Annotated in this window: 21 protein-coding genes; 17 read left to right on the forward strand and 4 right to left on the reverse strand. The window is 45.3% G+C overall.

Annotated elements, in window-relative coordinates; translation table 11 throughout:
- Positions 1-18 precede the first annotated feature (18 nt).
- Positions 19-204 carry a hypothetical protein gene (locus HQN88_RS08515; RefSeq protein WP_145655418.1) on the reverse strand — a complete coding sequence of 62 codons (186 nt, stop codon included), beginning with the start codon at positions 202-204 and terminating at the stop codon, positions 19-21.
- A 134-nt stretch (positions 205-338) separates the two neighbouring features.
- Here HQN88_RS08515 and steA point away from each other — a divergent pair, with 134 nt between their 5' ends.
- The gene (gene steA / locus HQN88_RS08520) at positions 339-1,496 is read left to right on the forward strand and encodes a putative cytokinetic ring protein SteA (protein ID WP_173110044.1); all 1,158 of its coding nucleotides are present in this window, start codon (positions 339-341) and stop codon (positions 1,494-1,496) included.
- Positions 1,497-1,535: 39 nt separating this feature from the next.
- Here steA and HQN88_RS08525 read toward each other — a convergent pair whose 3' ends face one another.
- Positions 1,536-1,799 (reverse strand): DUF2627 domain-containing protein, encoded by a 264-nt coding sequence (locus HQN88_RS08525; protein ID WP_173110046.1) that lies wholly within the window; start codon positions 1,797-1,799, stop codon positions 1,536-1,538.
- Between the two features lie 285 nt (positions 1,800-2,084).
- On the opposite strand from HQN88_RS08525, the gene lpdA reads away from it, so the two are divergent.
- From lpdA to HQN88_RS08545, 4 genes are all read left to right on the forward strand, one after another.
- Positions 2,085-3,509, forward strand: a complete 1,425-nt coding sequence (lpdA, locus tag HQN88_RS08530) for a dihydrolipoyl dehydrogenase (RefSeq protein ID WP_173110048.1) — start codon at positions 2,085-2,087, stop codon at positions 3,507-3,509.
- Positions 3,510-3,617: 108 nt separating this feature from the next.
- On the forward strand, positions 3,618-4,628 hold the full coding sequence (locus tag HQN88_RS08535) for a thiamine pyrophosphate-dependent dehydrogenase E1 component subunit alpha (RefSeq protein WP_173110050.1): 1,011 nt from the start codon (positions 3,618-3,620) through the stop codon (positions 4,626-4,628).
- A 2-nt stretch (positions 4,629-4,630) separates the two neighbouring features.
- Positions 4,631-5,611 carry an alpha-ketoacid dehydrogenase subunit beta gene (locus tag HQN88_RS08540; RefSeq protein ID WP_173110052.1) on the forward strand — a complete coding sequence of 327 codons (981 nt, stop codon included), beginning with the start codon at positions 4,631-4,633 and terminating at the stop codon, positions 5,609-5,611.
- 52 nt (positions 5,612-5,663) lie between these two features.
- A complete protein-coding gene (locus tag HQN88_RS08545) occupies positions 5,664-6,995 on the forward strand; it encodes a dihydrolipoamide acetyltransferase family protein (RefSeq protein ID WP_173110054.1) in 1,332 nt (443 codons plus the stop codon).
- A gap of 4 nt (positions 6,996-6,999) precedes the next feature.
- Here the strand turns inward: HQN88_RS08545 and prli42 are convergent, their stop codons facing one another.
- The gene (prli42, locus tag HQN88_RS08550; RefSeq protein WP_157256922.1) at positions 7,000-7,104 is read right to left on the reverse strand and encodes a stressosome-associated protein Prli42; all 105 of its coding nucleotides are present in this window, start codon (positions 7,102-7,104) and stop codon (positions 7,000-7,002) included.
- A 72-nt stretch (positions 7,105-7,176) separates the two neighbouring features.
- Here prli42 and HQN88_RS08555 point away from each other — a divergent pair, with 72 nt between their 5' ends.
- Positions 7,177-8,307 carry a M20/M25/M40 family metallo-hydrolase gene (locus HQN88_RS08555; protein WP_173110056.1) on the forward strand — a complete coding sequence of 377 codons (1,131 nt, stop codon included), beginning with the start codon at positions 7,177-7,179 and terminating at the stop codon, positions 8,305-8,307.
- A 69-nt stretch (positions 8,308-8,376) separates the two neighbouring features.
- On the opposite strand, the gene mciZ is transcribed toward HQN88_RS08555, so the two are convergent.
- Positions 8,377-8,568, reverse strand: a complete 192-nt coding sequence (mciZ, locus tag HQN88_RS38600; protein ID WP_173110058.1) for a Z-ring formation inhibitor MciZ — start codon at positions 8,566-8,568, stop codon at positions 8,377-8,379.
- 208 nt (positions 8,569-8,776) lie between these two features.
- On the opposite strand from mciZ, the gene HQN88_RS08565 reads away from it, so the two are divergent.
- The 11 genes from HQN88_RS08565 (at position 8,777) to HQN88_RS08615 (ending at position 18,115) form a co-directional block, all read left to right on the forward strand.
- A complete protein-coding gene (locus HQN88_RS08565) occupies positions 8,777-9,331 on the forward strand; it encodes an NUDIX hydrolase (protein ID WP_173110060.1) in 555 nt (184 codons plus the stop codon).
- Positions 9,332-10,513: an endonuclease Q family protein gene (locus tag HQN88_RS08570; protein WP_173110062.1), complete on the forward strand. Its 1,182-nt coding sequence runs from the start codon at positions 9,332-9,334 to the stop codon at positions 10,511-10,513. It begins immediately after the preceding gene.
- Between the two features lie 62 nt (positions 10,514-10,575).
- On the forward strand, positions 10,576-11,217 hold the full coding sequence (gene spoIIM / locus HQN88_RS08575; protein ID WP_274318954.1) for a stage II sporulation protein M: 642 nt from the start codon (positions 10,576-10,578) through the stop codon (positions 11,215-11,217).
- 105 nt (positions 11,218-11,322) lie between these two features.
- Entirely contained in the window at positions 11,323-11,793 is a 471-nt protein-coding gene (gene fur / locus HQN88_RS08580) for a ferric iron uptake transcriptional regulator (RefSeq protein WP_173110064.1), read from the forward strand.
- 273 nt (positions 11,794-12,066) lie between these two features.
- Positions 12,067-13,197 carry an alanine dehydrogenase gene (ald, locus tag HQN88_RS08585; RefSeq protein ID WP_173110068.1) on the forward strand — a complete coding sequence of 377 codons (1,131 nt, stop codon included), beginning with the start codon at positions 12,067-12,069 and terminating at the stop codon, positions 13,195-13,197.
- A 59-nt stretch (positions 13,198-13,256) separates the two neighbouring features.
- Positions 13,257-13,493, forward strand: coding sequence for a DUF4227 family protein (locus HQN88_RS08590; RefSeq protein ID WP_057312152.1), 237 nt, complete (start codon positions 13,257-13,259; stop codon positions 13,491-13,493).
- 86 nt (positions 13,494-13,579) lie between these two features.
- Positions 13,580-14,476, forward strand: a complete 897-nt coding sequence (gene xerD / locus HQN88_RS08595) for a site-specific tyrosine recombinase XerD (protein ID WP_173110070.1) — start codon at positions 13,580-13,582, stop codon at positions 14,474-14,476.
- A gap of 123 nt (positions 14,477-14,599) precedes the next feature.
- Positions 14,600-15,775, forward strand: coding sequence for a phosphopentomutase (gene deoB / locus HQN88_RS08600; RefSeq protein WP_173110072.1), 1,176 nt, complete (start codon positions 14,600-14,602; stop codon positions 15,773-15,775).
- Between the two features lie 36 nt (positions 15,776-15,811).
- A complete protein-coding gene (locus tag HQN88_RS08605) occupies positions 15,812-16,639 on the forward strand; it encodes a purine-nucleoside phosphorylase (RefSeq protein ID WP_173110074.1) in 828 nt (275 codons plus the stop codon).
- Positions 16,640-16,657: 18 nt separating this feature from the next.
- Positions 16,658-17,512: a purine-nucleoside phosphorylase gene (locus tag HQN88_RS08610; RefSeq protein ID WP_173110076.1), complete on the forward strand. Its 855-nt coding sequence runs from the start codon at positions 16,658-16,660 to the stop codon at positions 17,510-17,512.
- Positions 17,513-17,668: 156 nt separating this feature from the next.
- Positions 17,669-18,115 (forward strand): flagellar protein, encoded by a 447-nt coding sequence (locus tag HQN88_RS08615; RefSeq protein ID WP_173110078.1) that lies wholly within the window; start codon positions 17,669-17,671, stop codon positions 18,113-18,115.
- The last annotated feature ends 9 nt before the right edge of the window (positions 18,116-18,124 follow it).

The raw sequence follows: 18,124 nt of genomic DNA on the forward strand, positions 1-18,124 counted from the left end.
TGTACAACCTATGTATGTTTAGTGAACAATGGTGCCTACTCCGGTCTTCTGCAAAGCATGTTCCCAGCTTGGGTAATAATACAGGGCGTTTTTCATAAGATCAGGATGCAGCTTCTTCACATTTTTTTTGGCTAGCGATTCCCCTGTGCTGTGAAGCTGTACAATTTGGCCTAACACTTCGTCTGCGCTCATGTTTAGCTCCATAGATGTCCTCTCCTTTCTTTGCGAATATAAACCAATGCTTGCCATTCAAAGCATAAAATATACATAGAATTTTGTGGGATCGGGTAAATTAGATAGGCCATGAGACTTACGTTAGGAAAGCTAGGTGTCTAACCATGAATTGGTCATCTTTATCTTTATTTGCCGCGAAGCCTAATCTAATTTGCAAAGGGAAAATAGCTAAAATAGTAGGTTCATTTGGAACGTTTGAACAGCTTGCGAGCGGTCGTATACTAGTGCTGTCGCAGAGTGATATCGAGGAAGAACAGGCACAAGAATTGTTGGAACGAAGAGTGAAAGCGATTGTTCATTGTGGTCAAGCCATGAGTGGTGTGTTCCCGACGGAGGGGCCGCTGCTACTTTTGCAGCAGCATGTTCCTATTATTGAAGTGGATGCCATTCATGCTGAAATCTTTTTACACGAAACAGAAATGATTATTTATCAAGATATGATCCATGTGGGTGGACAATCTTTTTCAAGTAAGGCATTTACACGAGAAGACTGGCTGCTTGCACAGCGAGCGGCAAATGACCATGCCACTGAACGGTGGGAGCCCTTTATTGAACATACGTTAGCCTATGCGATGAGAGAGAAACAAGCTCTCAAAGAATCATTACCCAACCTGCCACTGCGCACGCAATTCACTGGTAGACACGTCTTAATTGTGTCTGAGGGAAAAGGGTATAAGAAGGATCTGCAAGCTGCTAGTGGATTTATAACGGCGTTTAAGCCGGTATTGCTTGGCATTGGTGCAGGCGCAGATGCGCTATTGGCAAACGGATATCATCCAGATGTAGTTGTAAGTGATTCAGATCAAATATCGAAACGCGTGTGGAAGAGTGGTGCAGAAATCATTGTCCATACCTACCCAGATCCTCAGGGAATGTTTGATAATGGTTCCCCTGCTAGCTTAAGTCCACATCACCATCTCTTGCCTTGTATAGGTAACAGTGAAGATGCCGCTTTATTGTTAGCCTATGAAAAGGGTGGCGAATGGCTTATTACCGTCGGTGTTCGATCGTATATGAGTGATTTTGTAGCGAAGGGCTTAGCTAATATGGGGAGTACCTTACTTGTTCGCATGAAAATAGGAGCTCGCCTCGTAGATATTAAAAGCTTACAAGCGTTAACACGTCAACCAACAGGGTGGCGGAGAGAAGCGCTTTCTACGATTGGGCTATCCTGTGCTTTCATTGGTTTGAGTCTATTCCAACTGCACTGGATACTGAAGCGAGCGAGTCATGTCGTGTGGAAGCTTGTTGGCGCGGAATGAGGGATTTGGGCGGAAAAAAGACCGGACGCATTGTCCGGTCTATTTGTTGCGTTTGGGTTTGAAACGTGGAGCCAAATAATTTCGTTTGCGATCTCTGAAAAAAGTCCACCCTCCAATAAAGGCAACACCGATCAGAAATAGGATTAAACCTAAGAAGAATTTCCCCCATAACATACCACTATTTGCAACTGTATCAAATTGTGCGAAAAAGGCATCTTTCATTGCGAGAAAGCCATATGTAGCGGTTATTCCAGGTATAACGAGAAGTAGAATGGCAATAAAACGATAAAAGGGTGCTTTCATAGTAACTCCTTATGGGAAATGAAACATGTTTTTTCTACCATCATAACCCGAAACCGCTAGCGTGTCTAATTCACCACGTAAGAATTTATAAGTTTCCAGTGCTCGGAAAAACAAATTCATATTGGCGATAAAAACAACATTTAAAACGCGGTGCTCATCCTCGAATTGCTTCAATAGAAGTTTTTCTTACAAATAAGACTATGACTTCGATCCCAAAAAAGGGTAATATAATAGAGACGCACGTATACATATAACAAGTAATTGTTTCATAGGAGGCTTACATACATGAGTGAACATAGATATGATGTCGTGGTATTAGGTGGCGGAATCGGCGGGTATACCGCAGCTATTCGCGCTGCACAGCTTGGAAAGTCTGTAGCGATTGTTGAACGTGATAAAATGGGCGGTACGTGTTTGCATCAGGGTTGTATCCCAAGTAAAGCCTTGCTTAGAAGTGCTGAAGTATATGCCACGATGAAGCATAGTGAAGATTATGGCATCACAGCCCAATCGATCTCGTTGAATTTTGAGGGAGTGTTAGGACGTAAGCAACGAATTGTCGATCAACTGCATCAAGGACTTCAATTTCTGATGAAAAAGAATAAGATTACCATTCACCATGGAAATGGTCGTATTATCGGACCTTCTATATTCTCGCCACGCAGCGGTGCTGTTTCCGTTGAGAAGGAGGATGGTGATATTGAAACACTACTGTCGAGCAATTTAATTATTGCAACGGGCTCTAGACCACGCAGCTTGCCTGGATTAGAGATAGACGGCACTTCGATTATCACTAGTGAAGATGCATTACGGATGGAGAACTTGCCGAAGTCTATTATTATTGTTGGCGGTGGTGTTATTGGTGTTGAATGGGCTTCTATGTTGCATGATTTTGGCGTGGAAGTAACTATCGTAGAAGTGGATAAGCGTCTAGTTAGCTTAGAGGACGAGGATGTTTCCAAAGAGTTAGAACGTTTATTCAAGAAACGTGGAATTAAACTGGAGACGGGCACGAAGTTGCTCCCAGAGTCTGTGAAAGTAGCAGATGGCATGGTTATGATGCAAGTGGACAAGCAAGGTGAGGTACAAGAAATATCCGCAGAACGAGTGCTCGTTTCAGTTGGCCGCGTGGCGAATGTAGAAGCGATGGGGCTTGAGAATACGGATATCAAAATTGATAAAGGTGTCATTCGCGTCAATCGCTATATGCAAACGACGGAATCCCACATCTATGCGGTTGGTGATGTAATCGGCGGACTTATGCTAGCGCATATGGCAGGTCACGAAGGGATCGTAGCTGCTGAACATATTGCCGGGCATCAGCCAGATGAACTTCAGACGCACCTAGTATCTAAATGTACCTATACAAGACCTGAGATTGCCAGTGTTGGTTGGACCCAGCAGCAGGCGATTGACCAAGGTCGCCAAGTGAAAGTTGGTAAATTTAGTTTCAAGGGAATTGGGAAAGCTCTAGTTTATGGGGATTCCGATGGCTTTGTGAAAGTGATTGCAGATAAAGACACGAATGATATTCTCGGGGTTCACATGATTGGCCCACAAGTCACCAACAGCATTACAGAGGCAGCGCTAGCCCAGCTGTTGAATGCAACCCCTTGGGAGGTTGGACAGACCATCCATCCGCATCCAACACTTTCAGAGGCTTTGGGTGAAGCGATGTTAGCTGTAGATGGCATTGCAATTAGCGGATAAAAATTGTAATCATAAACGTTTGCGTTTATAATATGCTTATAGAGTCAAGTACTAGGACCAGGTATTAAGTTTTAGTAGTCATTTAATCTCACTAAGGAGGCAAACTCCATGTCCATTGGTCAGCTATATAAGCACAGAAGTTTAGGATTATCCGATGATGAAGCCGTACGCATGTATACGGTCATGAGCCTTGCAACTAAATTTGATGAGCGTGCTTTCATGCTGCAACGTGCAGGTAAAATTCCGTTTCACGTTTCAGGAATGGGACAATATGCCGGACAAGTAGGTATGGCCTTCGCGATGCAGTCTCAGAAGGATTATTTCTTACCCTATTACCGCGACTATGCGTTCGTTCTGTCCGTTGGTATGACTGTGAAAGATCTCATGCTCGCCATTTTTTGTAAAGCAGAAGATGTGAATAGCGGTGGCAGACAGATGGCTGGTCATTTCGGTGATCGTAAAAATCATATCGTAACGGCATCTTCACCTGTTACTACACAAGTTCCGCATGCTGCGGGTATTGCCTTGGCGGCGAAGATGAAGAAACAGGATTTCGTTACATTCGTTTCATTCGGTGAAGGTTCCAGCAATCAAGGGGATTTCCATGAGGGCTGTAATTTCGCAGGAGTACATAAACTGCCAGTTATTTTCGTGTGTGAAAATAATCAGTATGCGATTTCTGTTCCACTGCATAAGCAAGTAGCAGGAAAAATCGCGGATCGTGCAATCGGATATGGCTTCCCAGGTATTCAAGTCGATGGTACCGATGTCTTGGAAATGTACCGCGTAACGAAAGAAGCAAGGGAAAGAGCCCTTCGTGGCGAAGGTCCAACATTGATCGAAATGTTGTGCTATCGCATTATGCCGCATTCCACATCAGATGACGATATGCTATACCGTACGAAGGAAGAAGTTGAAGAAAATCGTAAGAAGGACGGCATCTTGAAGTTTAAGGAGTATCTCATTGCTTGTGAGCTGTGGAGCGAAGAGAAAGATCTTGAGCTTCAAGAACGCCAAAAGCAAGAAGTCAATGAAGCAACGAAGTATGCTGATCTTGCCCCTTATCCGAAACCGGAAGATACGCTTCTTCATGTTTATGCGGAAGGAGATGGCAAATAGAGATGGCTGTTATAACGTATTTGGAAGCAATCCGTTCTGCGATGCAGGAGGAAATGCAACAGGATGACAACGTATTCGTCCTAGGTGAGGACGTAGGAAAAGGCGGCGTTCTTAACACGACCAAGGGGCTTCGCGATCTATTCGGCGAAGAACGCGTGATGGACACACCACTTGCTGAATCAGCAATCGTTGGTGTTGCCATCGGTGCAGCAATGTATGGCATGAAGCCGATCGCTGAAATTCAATTTGCCGATTTTATTTTCCCTGCAACGAACCAAATCCTGAGCGAAGCGGCGAAAATTCGCTATCGTTCGAACAATGACTGGAGCTGCCCGATTGTTATTAGAGCTCCTTATGGCGCAACTGGCGCTGGTGCCCTGTACCATTCACAATGTCCAGAATCGGTGTTCTTCGGAACGCCAGGCCTCAAAATCGTAGCCCCATCGAACCCGTATGATGCCAAGGGACTGCTGAAAGCGGCTATTCGCGATGGCGATCCTGTGCTGTATTTTGAACATAAGAAGTGTTACTTGGCCTTATCGGCAGAAGTTCCAGAAGAAGACTACATCGTACCGATCGGCAAAGCTGACGTGAAGCGTCAAGGGACGGATATTACCGTCATTGCTTATGGCATGGTTGTTAATTATGTACTACAAGCCGCTGAGGAACTGGCTAAGGAAGGGATCTCGGCTCATGTCCTTGATTTGCGTACCTTGCAGCCACTCGATCGCGATGCAATCCTAGAAGCCGCTAGAAAAACTGGCAAAGTACTCATTACCCACGAGGACAACAAAACCGGTGGTGTTGGTGCGGAAGTATCTGCCATTATCGCGGAAGAAATGCTATTTGAGTTAGATGCACCAATCGCAAGATTATGCGGACCTGATGTTCCAGCAGTTGCCAGCAATCCTCCGATGGAGAAGTTTTTCCTTCTCAATGGGGATAAGTTGAAGGATGCTATGCGTCAGCTTGCTTTATTCTAGATAGATCTTTGATCTTATTCGTAGATCTTTTCCGAAATTAGGAGGTACTTGTATGAACCAAACCGGCCGCCTCACCGAGGTTACTGTTCCGCATTTGGCGGAAAGTCTCGTTTCGGCTACAATCGGCAAATGGCTGAAAAAGCCAGGCGATTATATTGAACAATATGATGTTCTTTGTGAGCTCTTCACAGAGAAAGTAAATACAGAAATGCCAAGTCCCATAGAAGGTAAGTTAATCAAAATTATTGTCGGCGACGGTGAAACAGCTGCAGTCGGTGAAGCGATTTGTGTCATTGAGGAGCCAGCTGGCTCCTCAGCGGCGACATCAGCTGCGCCAGTTGCTTTCACTGATGCAGCGAATGTTACGGAAGACACGGATCAAAGCATGCGTGGGCGCTTCTCTCCAGCGGTCCACAGACTTGCCCAAGATAACCGTGTCGATTTGTCGCGCGTTGCAGGGACAGGCCTTGGCGGGCGAATTACTCGCAAGGATGTAGAGACCTTCATCGCATCAGGTAACGCGGCACCTGCTGCGGTTCAAGGGGCACCTGCAGCAACAGTAGCAGCACTTGCTCCAGTCGTTGCAGAAGAACCAGTGAACCAGCCTGTACGCAGTTCAGGTATCCATTTGTCAGCGAGTCCTCAGACCCCGCTGAGCGAAGCAGAAGGCCACAATCTCGATGTACGGAATGAACATTTCATCGATGTAACGCCAATGCGTAATGCGATTGCTACGAAAATGCGCCAAAGCGTCACTGAAATTCCACATGCATGGACGATGATAGAAGTGGATGTAACGAATCTAGTTGTCTTGCGGAACAAAGTGAAGGATGAGTTTATGCGCCGCGAAGGCATCAACTTGACGTACCTCGCATTTATGCTGAAAGCTGTCGTCAACGCGATCAAAGATTATCCGATTATAAACTCCGTGTGGGCTGTAGATAAAATTATTGTGAAACGCGATATTAATATTTCTTTGTCTGTAGGGACAGAAGATTCCGTTATGACGCCGGTGATCAAGAAAGCAGATCAAAAAAATATCGCAGGTCTTGCAAGGGAAATTGATGAGTTGACGAAGAAAACGCGTGCGGGGAAATTAGCTCTCACGGATATGGTTGGCGGTACATTTACCGTTAACAATACAGGCTCCTTCGGTTCGATTCTATCGTACCCAATCATTAACTACCCGCAAGCAGCGATTGTGACGTTCGAATCGATCGTGAAGAAGCCTGTCGTCATTCAAGATATGATAGCGGTGCGTTCCATGGTTAACCTTTGTTTATCGCTCGATCACAGGATTCTGGATGGTGTGATCTGTGGAAGGTTCCTACAAAGAGTGAAAGAAAATCTAGAAAGCTACAACGCGGATACTAAAATTTACTAAGAGTTTATGACGTGAAAAACAATCCGGCTGTAAACAATAAACTGGATAACAGCATAACGAAGAGCATAATGTAAATAACGACTTTAAACCATTTCTTATTCTGTAGCACGGGATTCACTCCTTTTTCATCCAAGCTTGTACCGTTTTATTGTAACTCAAAGTGTGTATCGGAGGAAAGTACATGATTCAACAAGATCGTTTAGTCCAAGAATTCATTTCCCTCGTTCAAGTGGATAGTGAAACGAGATTTGAGCAAGATATCTGCGTTGTGCTCAAAGAGAAATTCAGCCAACTTGGCTTGAATGTCGTCGAGGATGCGTCGATGTCCAAGAGCGGACACGGTGCAGGTAACTTGATCTGCACATTGGAAGCGACAGACAGCAATCCGGCGATTCCAACGATTTTCTTCACATCGCATATGGACACGGTTGCTCCAGGGAATGGCATTAAACCGCAAATTGGTGAGGATGGGTATATTCGGTCCGATGGAACAACGATTCTTGGCAGCGATGATAAAGCAGGGATTGCTGCTATGTTCGAAGGGATTCGAGTTCTGAAAGAACAGAACATTCCGCATGGTCGTATCCAGTTCGTCATTACCGCTGGGGAAGAGAGCGGCTTAAAAGGAGCGCGGGCTATGGAGCGCAGCTCCATGGAAGCTGAATATGGCTTCGCATTAGATTCCAACGGTAATCTTGGCGCTATTGCAACAGCGGCCCCTGGACGTGCTGAGATTGAGATCATTTTCCATGGCAAAACCGCGCATGCGGGTGTGAATCCGGAAGATGGCATTTCAGCCATCCAAGTGGCCAGCAAAGCCGTTTCTCGGATGTCATTGGGAAGAATCGATAAGGAAACGACAGCGAACATTGGCAGCTTTTCTGGCGTTGGCCCGCTGAACGTGGTATGCGATAAAGTAAAGATGGAAGCTGAAGCACGCAGTATTGTTCAGCACAAATTGGAAGCGCAAATCGAAGCGATGAAGAAAGCTTGTGAATCTGCTGCGGCAGAAGCCGGCACGACCTGTGAATTCCATGCGGACATCGTCTACGCATCTTATATGCATGATGATTCTGCACCGATTGTACAATTAACCTCGCGTGCGATGAGCACGATTGGCTTAACGGCAAGTACGTTCCACTCAGGTGGCGGTAGCGACGCAAATGTGTTCAATGGCATGGGGATTCCTACTGTGAATTTGGCCGTTGGTTATTTAGACATTCATACGGTCAAAGAGCGCATTGCGATTACAGATCTAGTTAAAACGGCTGAACTCGTCGTGGCGCTTGTGAAAGAAGCAGCTAAGGTGTAGATCCCTGAACAAAATAAAAACCGATTCGTCCGCCAACTGGCGCGGCTAATCGGTTTTCGTTTTATTATTTTAGGAATGGATGATTCGAAGTTTGTGTGAATGTCCCTGTGAGGAAGTCCTCTGAGATATGTATAAGTGGGCTAAAAAATCAACCAAGGGTATCTTCGGATCACCTTGTTGAAGCATGTGCTGGAGTTGATATTTGATCTCCCAGGCTTTTCCTACAAGTCGAATTTGTTTGGCACTCACATAGCTCTTCATATCACAGACCCTCTTTTCAGGAAAATATTTGACCACAATAGAAAATATAAGTTTTCGGTTCCCGAAAACGTCTTTCTATTTGGCGATAAAACTTACCTCTAGACGCGGTCGCTCATCATTGAATGGCCTCGATAGAAGTTTTCTCATATAATGAACGATATGCAGGATATGGACAAGTTAGACCAATTAATGAGGATGAGGTGCTCGAATGACTGATCATAAGAAATTTGAAGAAGTAACCATCAGTAGTGAAATGATTTTCAAGGGTAAAATAATTTCCCTGCAAGTCGATCAAGTGAGATTGCCCAATGGAGGAACTGCTTCCCGTGAGATCGTTAAGCATCCAGGTGCAGTGGCGGTGATCCCTCTCCTAGGGGATAAAATGATCGTCGTAGAACAGTACCGTAAGCCGCTAGAGAAGAGTCAGGTGGAAATCCCTGCAGGTAAGCTTGACAGCGGTGAGGAGCCTTTGAGAGCGGCCTTACGTGAGCTTGAGGAAGAGACAGGATATAAGACAGATAACATTCGTTTGGTAAGTTCATTTTCTACATCCCCTGGGTTTGCGGATGAGATTATCCATTTATACATAGCGGAAGATTTAGTGAAGGGAACAGCGAATCCGGATGAGGACGAATTCCTTGATTGTGAAGCGATCACATTAGAACAAGCTCAGCAATATATGCGTGAGGGACGTATTAGTGACGCCAAAACGATCATGGCTGTGTATGCTTGGCAACTGTACAAGTTAACAGGTCAGATCTAAATGTTGAAGAATTATTATGTGGATCTGCATATTCATATTGGCAGGACGGAGAAAGGTCAAGCTGTCAAAATTAGCGCAGCGAATAATCTCACCTTTTTCAATATTGCTCATGAAGCTGCAAACCGTAAAGGGATGGAAATGATCTCCATCATCGATACACACTCTCCATCAGTCCAAGAAGAAATTATGATGTATTTGGACAAGGGAGACATGGCGGAGCTCGAAGGTGGGGGTATTCGGTATCGAGATACGTCGATCATTTTGGGGAGCGAAATTGAAGTGAGAGACCCTGGGATGGGGCCAGCACATGTGTTAGCCTATATGCCAAACCTCCAAGTGATGCAGGAGTTTACGGGATGGATGGGCCGGCATATGAAAAATGTGGAGCTTAGTTCTCAACGCATCTATGTGCCTGCTCGTGTGCTTCAGGAAGAGGTACTAGGCAGAGGAGGTATTCTGATCCCTGCGCACATCTTCACGCCGCACAAAAGCGTGTACGGCAGCGCTACGAGCTGCATGAATGATTTACTTGATGTGAAGCAAGTACCTGCCGTTGAACTCGGACTCAGTGCGGATTCGGATATGGCCGGGTACATCTCAGAACTTGATGATTTCACTTATGTAACCAATTCAGACGCTCATTCCTTGGCCAAAATAGGTCGAGAATACAACCAAATGAAGCTTGCTGCGCCAACATTTGTGGAGTTAGTTAAAGCTCTTCGACGTCAGGATGGACGAGGTGTCACAGCCAACTATGGCTTGAATTCGCGATTAGGCAAGTATCATCGAACCTATTGCAGCGTATGTGAGGCAGTGCTGAGCGATGATGAAACAGTTGTGGAGCGCTGCATGGATTGCGGCAGTAGCAAGATTGTGCGCGGCGTCATGGACCGAATCATGGCGATTGCAGATCGGGAGATGTCCTATCAGCCAGCGCATCGTCCGCCGTACCATTTTCAAGTCCCATTAGAGTACATCCCTGGATTAGGCCCGAAAAAGCTGGAACTATTGCTAAGCCGGTTCGGCACGGAGATGCAGGTTATACACCAAGCATCTTCGGAGGAGTTAGCTACTGTCGTTGGGGAGGACACTGCAGCGTACATTGTGAAGGCACGTGAAGGGACCTTAACGCTTGAAGTTGGTGGCGGAGGAAAGTACGGCAAAGTGAAAAATCATTCATAGTTTTCTCGTTTCTCTCATAAGCTTGTCTTTGTAGAGGTTGTACAAGGGAGGGAGTGGCGAGTGTGAATAGAAACATAACGATGAAACAATATATGAAGGATAATTTGCCGTTATTTATATTCGTCTCTGTGCTTTTTGTGATTGGTGTTGTTTTCGGTGCCGTCATGGTTAATGCGCTTTCCTTGGAACAGAGGACCGAAATGACCCGCCATTTGGGCAGTTTTTTTCATGAAATTAATGAAGGCATCGAAATTGACAGCCAGCAATCATTTAGTCAAGCATTCGGCATGCATATGAAGTGGATATTGTTAATTTGGTTATTTGGTTTGTCGATTATCGGTTTGCCGTTGATTTTAGTATTGGATTTTCTAAAAGGTGTACTGATCGGCTTCACGGTCGGATACCTCGTGGGTCAGATGTCGTGGAAAGGGATGCTCTTTGCACTTGTGGCCGTTGTTCCTCAGAATTTGATCGTAATTCCTGCGATTCTATTCTGCAGCGTGGCAGCGATGTCTTTCTCGCTTTATATGATAAAGCATAGAATAATGAGTCGAAGTGGTAACATTTACCAACCTTTCATGAGATATACAACGATCACCTTAGCGATGGGAGGCTTCCTTTTAGCAGCTGCTTTGTTAGAAGGATACTTCTCCCAATACATGATGAAATGGGTAACCCCAATGCTGGTGGGGGTTTATGGGTAATCAAATGAATTGTGATTGTGTTTGACTTTGTCAGCAAGCTCCCCCTATAATGAAAAGAGTGGCTAAAAATGGGCTAGGATGCCCACCTTTCTGAGGGGGAGGCATATGGAAGCAAGGATCGAGAAAATTAAACAACAACTACAATCCCAGGGGTACAAGCTAACTCCCCAACGGGAAGCAACTGTTCGCGTTCTACTGGAGAATGAACAAGATCATCTTAGTGCAGAAGATGTGTTTATGCTTGTGAAGGATAAAGCGCCAGAGATCGGGCTAGCAACAGTGTACCGAACGTTAGAACTTCTGAGCGAACTGCATGTCTTGGAGAAAATGAATTTTGGCGACGGCGTGGCTCGTTATGATTTGCGTGACGATAATTCACGACATCATCATCATCACTTAATTTGCGTGCAATGCGGAGCCGTAGATGAAATCATGGAAGACTGGCTCGGACCTTTCGAAGAAAGGTTAGAAACAGAATTTCATTTTCAAGTCTTAGATCATCGTCTTGATTTTCAAGGCATTTGCTATCGCTGTACCGAACGAGGGAAACCGGACGCATTGGAGAAATCCCACTAACAGTTATCACAAGATAGCTGTTCAACTTATGAAAATGCCTGTATGCAGACAAATGCATACAGGCATTTTTGTGTTTGCATCATATGCTAAATAGTAGCTATGCGTTAGCTTACTGTCACATAATTGGCAAGGGAGTCGGGGTACATTATAGACGAATCGAAATAAACGGCTCCGCCGTCCTACTAGGACGGTTGCCCATCTAGTAATATAGCCAGTTTATCGTGTGAATCATATAAATTCTTATATTTGATTCGAAGGAAGAAGGTGGCGAATATGTCGAAACCAAACTTAGTCGTTGGCGTTCCTAAAGAAATCAAGAACAATGAGAATCGAGTTGCGTTGACCCCGGGCGGTGCAGGCATGCTGCAAATGTCTGGTCATCGTGTGTTGGTTGAAGCGGGAGCAGGTATTGGCAGTGGATTTTCAGATGAGGACTATAAACAAGAAGGAGCTACAATTATCGCGCATGCAGCTGAGGTGTGGGCGCTAAGTGATATGATCATGAAAGTGAAAGAACCGTTACCTGCTGAGTATGGTTATTTCAAAGAAGGTCAGATTCTATTTACGTATTTACACTTAGCTGCAGCTAACGATCTGGCCGCTCAGTTATTGGAGAAGAAAGTGACGGGTATCGCATACGAGACGATTCAACTGCCGAATGGCTCCCTACCCCTGTTAACACCGATGAGCGAGGTTGCAGGGCGGATGTCTGTACAGATTGGAGCCCATTATCTCGAGAAGTTTTATGGCGGCCGTGGCATTCTGCTTGGAGGTGTCCCAGGCGTTCCACCGGCAGACGTTATTATTCTAGGTGGAGGGATTGTAGGCACGAATGCAGCTAAGATGGCCCTAGGGCTTGGTGCAAATGTCGTAATTATAGAACGAAGTGCAGACCGGATGCGAGCCTTGGATGACATTTTCGGAGGACATCTCCGTACATTGATGTCCAATCCGTATAATATTGCTAGCGCAGTGCAGAAGGCAGATCTGCTTATTGGCGCAGTGCTCATCCCAGGGGCCAGAGCACCGCGATTAGTGACAGCAGCGATGGTCCAAAGCATGAAGCCAGGAGCCGTCATTGTGGATGTTGCTGTCGATCAGGGTGGATCCATCGAAACGATTGATCGTGTGACCACCCATAGTGATCCAACCTATGAGAAGTTCGGTGTCCTCCATTATGCGGTTGCCAATATGCCAGGAGCCGTTCCTCGTACCTCAACGCTTGCTTTGACGAATGTCACCTTGCCTTATGCGTTGGAGTTGGCCAATAAAGGCTTCACACAGGCTTTAGCAGAGAATTACACGCTTCAACTAGGTGTTAATACGTACAAAGGCAGTGTCACCCATCCAGCGGTTGCTGAGGCGCTTGGAATGCCTTATACCAAATTAATTGATCTGTCATAATCATGGACCGTACCTCATATTCTGTTCCTAAGACATGGGATAGACATGGGGGACGGGCTATGATATTTTCCTATCGGAAATTAATTGTTCGCTTACAGTATATTTTGGTTTTTGTGGCATTAACGGTCATCTTATATCAAGTTCTGCTTGCCGTATCCGGTTGGATTCAGCCTGTGAACAAGTATAAAGCACCAACGGGGAAATCCGTTAAGGTTTTCGGACAAAGCGAGCATGTTTCTTTTGATTCGAATTCAATGAGTGAGCGATTGCGTTTGTTTTATTGGTATGGTGAGTAAAGCGAAAAATAAAGGGATTTCTCCCTTCGTCGTGGAATGCTATAGATTAGAAGTAATAGCAGGCAAACGAGGGAGAGACTGACATAATGACGAGTGAGCTGCAATCCTTCATCCAATTTCTGACGACTGAACGAGGACTTTCACGGAATACACTCGAATCCTACGAAAGGGATCTCCTTCAATTTGTTGCTTATCTTGAGATGCAGGGTGTTACAAGCTGGCGAGAAACAGGGAAAGTGCATCTTGGGAGTTATTTATCACAATTAAAAACGCTCGGACGAGCTTCAGCAACATTATCACGAATACGCGTTTCATTACGCTCTTTTTTTCAATTTATGGTGAAAGAACGGCACCTGGATTCGGATCCTTCTGTTTTTATCGAGGTTCCTAAGCTGGAGAAGAGAATTCCTAAAGTTCTAAGCATTCTTGAAGTTGAAAAGTTGCTGGAGGCGCCTCAATCTCAACAGGTGAATGGCGCTCGTGATAAAGCCATGCTTGAATTGCTCTACGCTACTGGGATTCGTGTTTCTGAACTCGTCGCATTAAATATAGCCGATGTGAATCTTGAGATGGGTTTCATTCGATGTATCGGCAAAGCAGAGAAAGAGCGGATGATTCCCCTTAGCGGCATTGCCATTCGGATCATTGATACCTATATTCAACAATATCGCATCAAGTTGCTCAAAAGATCCGTAGACGAGGAAGCGCTCTTCATCGGGCACTTAGGTACTCGGATGACAAGACAAGGATTTTGGAAAATTATGAAGCGCTATGCGCTGGAGACAGAAATTACGAATGAAATTACTCCCCACACACTAAGACATTCCTTCGCTGCGCATTTAATCGAAAACGGTGCGGATTTGCGATCTGTACAGGAAATGCTTGGGCATTCCGATATTTCATCAACTCAGCTGTATGTGCAGGTCACGAAGATCAAAATGAAGGATGTCTATAATCGCGCACACCCTAGAGCTCATTTATGATTGATAATAGAGAGACAGCGGCACTTCCAACCGGAATTGCTGCTGTTTTGCATTCAGGTGTTGGAAGTGGGATAATGAAGGGTGGATATCATTACTATTAGGAATTGATTTGGAGGGACATCGGTGCGCTTTGAACGAATTAGTTTGATCGTATTAGATAGTGTAGGCATTGGAGAATTACCGGATGCTGAGCAGTTTGGCGACCTTGGAGCACATACCCTTGGTCATATAGCAGAGAAAGTAAGCGGCTTCGCGCTGCCCCATTTGCAGCAAATGGGATTAGGAAATATTGCAGATATCCAGGGGATTCCTCCGGTATCTTCACCAGAAGGCTATTATGGCAAAATGGCGGAGGTTTCCGTCGGCAAAGATACGATGACTGGCCATTGGGAATTGATGGGGCTGCGTATTTCTACGCCATTTAAAGTTTTCCCAGACGGTTTTCCAGAAGCTCTGATCTCGCAATTTGAGCAAGAGACAGGTCGGAAGGTGATCGGAAATAAACCGGCTTCAGGGACTGAAATTTTAGATGAACTTGGTGAAGAACAAATGAAAACGGGCGCATGGATTGTCTATACGTCCGCAGATAGTGTATTCCAACTGGCTGCACATGAAGATATCATCCCATTAGATGAGCTATATCGCGCTTGCGAGATCGCCCGCAGGCTAACCATGCAAGATGAATTTGCCGTGGGGCGTGTTATAGCAAGACCTTATCTAGGTTCGCCAGGTGCGTTCAAACGAACACCTAACCGCCATGATTATGCGGTCAAACCACCTGAGCCTACCGTTATGAATCAACTAAAGGATGCCGGATTGGATGTCATTGCCATAGGTAAAATTAATGATATCTTTGACGGGGAAGGGGTCACGAAAGCGACCTCAACGAAAAGTAATTTAGATGGTATTCAGACAACGATTGACGTGCTCGGAACCTCATTTAAAGGACTAGCTTTTACCAATCTAGTCGATTTCGATTCCTTGTATGGTCATCGACGTGATCCTGAAGGTTATGGTAAGGCTTTAGAAGAATTTGATGCTTATGTACCACAGCTGAAAGCGGGACTCGGGCCGAAGGATTTACTGATCTTGACCGCGGATCATGGAAATGACCCTGTGCACGCGGGGACGGACCATACACGCGAGTATGTCCCCATTTTGCTATATAGCCCTAGCTTCCAAACGCCAGTTTCCTTGGGAATTCGGGGTACGTTTGCAGATTTAGGCGCGACAATTGCTGATAACTTTGGCGTAGAAGCAACCAAGAATGGTGAAAGCTTTTTGCATCTTTTGAAATAAAGGGCGAGTTACAATAATTTGAGGAGGCATGATGACATGTCAGGTACATCTATGATTCAAGAAATTCAAGAAGCTGCAGCATTTATTAAAAAGGAAACAAATATTACACCGCAAATTGGTCTTATTCTCGGTTCAGGACTTGGCGTTCTAGCAGATTTGATTGAGGAGCCCATTGTAATCGACTATTCTCGCATCCCGCATTTCCCGGTCTCAACCGTTGAGGGACATGCTGGAGAGCTAGTTGTAGGCTCTATTAAAGGTAAGCAAGTTCTCGTGATGAAAGGGCGCTTCCATGCTTATGAAGGCTATGGCGCGGAGACAGTTTCTTTCCCTGTACGTGTAATGAAAGAGCTAGGTGTACAAACTTTGATCGTTACCAATGCGGCTGGCGGGATCAATGAATCCTATCAAGTTGGCGATCTTATGGTCATTAGTGATCATTTGAATATGACGTTCCGGAATCCCTTGATTGGACCGAATGATGCTGCACTTGGTGTTCGCTTCCCGGATATGTCGGAAGCGTACAGCAAGCGTCTGCGTAAGTTAGCGCACGATGTAGCGGCTACGCAAGATTTTAAACTACAAGAAGGTGTGTATGTGGGGCTGCTTGGTCCTAACTATGAAACACCTGCTGAAATTCGCATGTTCCGCACATTGGGTGGAGACTCGGTTGGGATGTCAACGGTTCCTGAGGTAATCGTCGCTCGTCATGCGGGTATTGAAGTATTGGGCTTCTCGTGTATTTCCAACATGGCATCGGGTATATTAGATCAACCGTTATCCCATGCAGAAGTGATGGAGACGACGGAGAAAGTTAAACCGAAGTTCTTGAAGCTAGTCCTAGGCATTATCGAAGCGCTCTAAGCAGAAAAGGAGAACAACATGACATTGACTTACATTCAACAAATTAATGAGGCTGCAAGCTTCATCCAATCGCGTCTAGGCGGCGTGTCACCCTCCATTGGGCTCGTTCTAGGTTCAGGACTTGGTGATATGGCGAATCAGGTTGAGCAGCCGATTGCAATTGATTATAGTGAGGTTCCACATTTCCCTGTATCTACCGTGGAGGGCCATGAAGGCCGTTTCGTGATTGGTACTTTGGAAGGTAAACAAGTGATCGTGATGCAAGGCCGTTTTCATTATTATGAAGGTTACGATATGAAAAAAGTGGTTTTCCCTGTTTACGTGATGAAAGCTATCGGGGTACAGACCGTTGTTATGACGAACGCTTGCGGCGGGATGAATCGTTCTTTCCATGCGGGTGATTTGATGTTGATTAGTGATCATATTAATATGACAGGGGACAACCCGTTGATTGGGCCGAACCATGCAGAGCTTGGTGTTCGTTTTCCTGATATGTCCGAAGCGTACAATCGCGAATACCGCAGCCTTGCTCGTAAGCTAGCAGCTTCCATAGTTGGAGAGGATGGCGCTCCACTCCAGCTGCAAGAAGGCGTATATGCGGGTATTACAGGGCCTACCTACTGTACACCGGCAGAATTGACGATGCTTGCACGTATCGGCGGCGATGCCATCGGTATGTCTACAGTAGGCGAAGTAATTGCTGCGCGTCATGCAGGGCTTAAAGTGCTGGGCATTTCATGTATTACGGATATGGCTATCGGTGAGGAACTTGAACCCTTAACACATGAACAAGTTGTGGCTGTGGCGAATCGAACGAAGCCCAAATTCATTGCTTTGGTGAAAGCCTTTGTTCGTGAAGTTCAATTGGGATAAATTGGATTGGTAAAAAACACGTTTTTTGTGGAAATGAGCATCTTAAGACCTATCCTTTTGTGCGGGACACATGGTAGAATATAGTTAATTAGAACTATATTCGATGGTGATCTATCTGAGATAGATTACCTATTCCATAGAAGGATGTGTTGGAGCATGGCAGTTCCTCAACAACTCATGGTGGCCAATTGCCCGCGCTGCGGGAAAGTGTTTCAAAGAAATTTACGCAACCAATGCATGGACTGCAGCACGAGCATAAACGATCAATTGAAGGATTGTGTGGATTATCTCCGTAGAAATTACCGTTCATCCAATGAGCAGGTTTGTGCTGCTACAGGTGTTTCCAATATTCAATTACAAGTTTGGATGAAAGAAGGCAAGTTACATCTTGCTGATTATCCGAATTTGAGTTATCAATGTGCTTCCTGTGCGGAACCTATTCGTGTACATAAGCTGTGTGTAAGTTGCAGCACTCGTATCACTCGGGATATTAGAAAACTTTCAGAGAGCGGAACCGTACAGCAGCGTATGAATCAACCTGAATCAAAACCTCAGGGTAACTCGGCTGGCTTTAAAATTAGTGATCGTTGGAATCGTGTGTAATTTGCTCTG

This window comes from Paenibacillus qinlingensis, from assembly GCF_013204845.1.
GTDB classification, from domain to species: domain Bacteria; phylum Bacillota; class Bacilli; order Paenibacillales; family NBRC-103111; genus Paenibacillus_E; species Paenibacillus_E qinlingensis.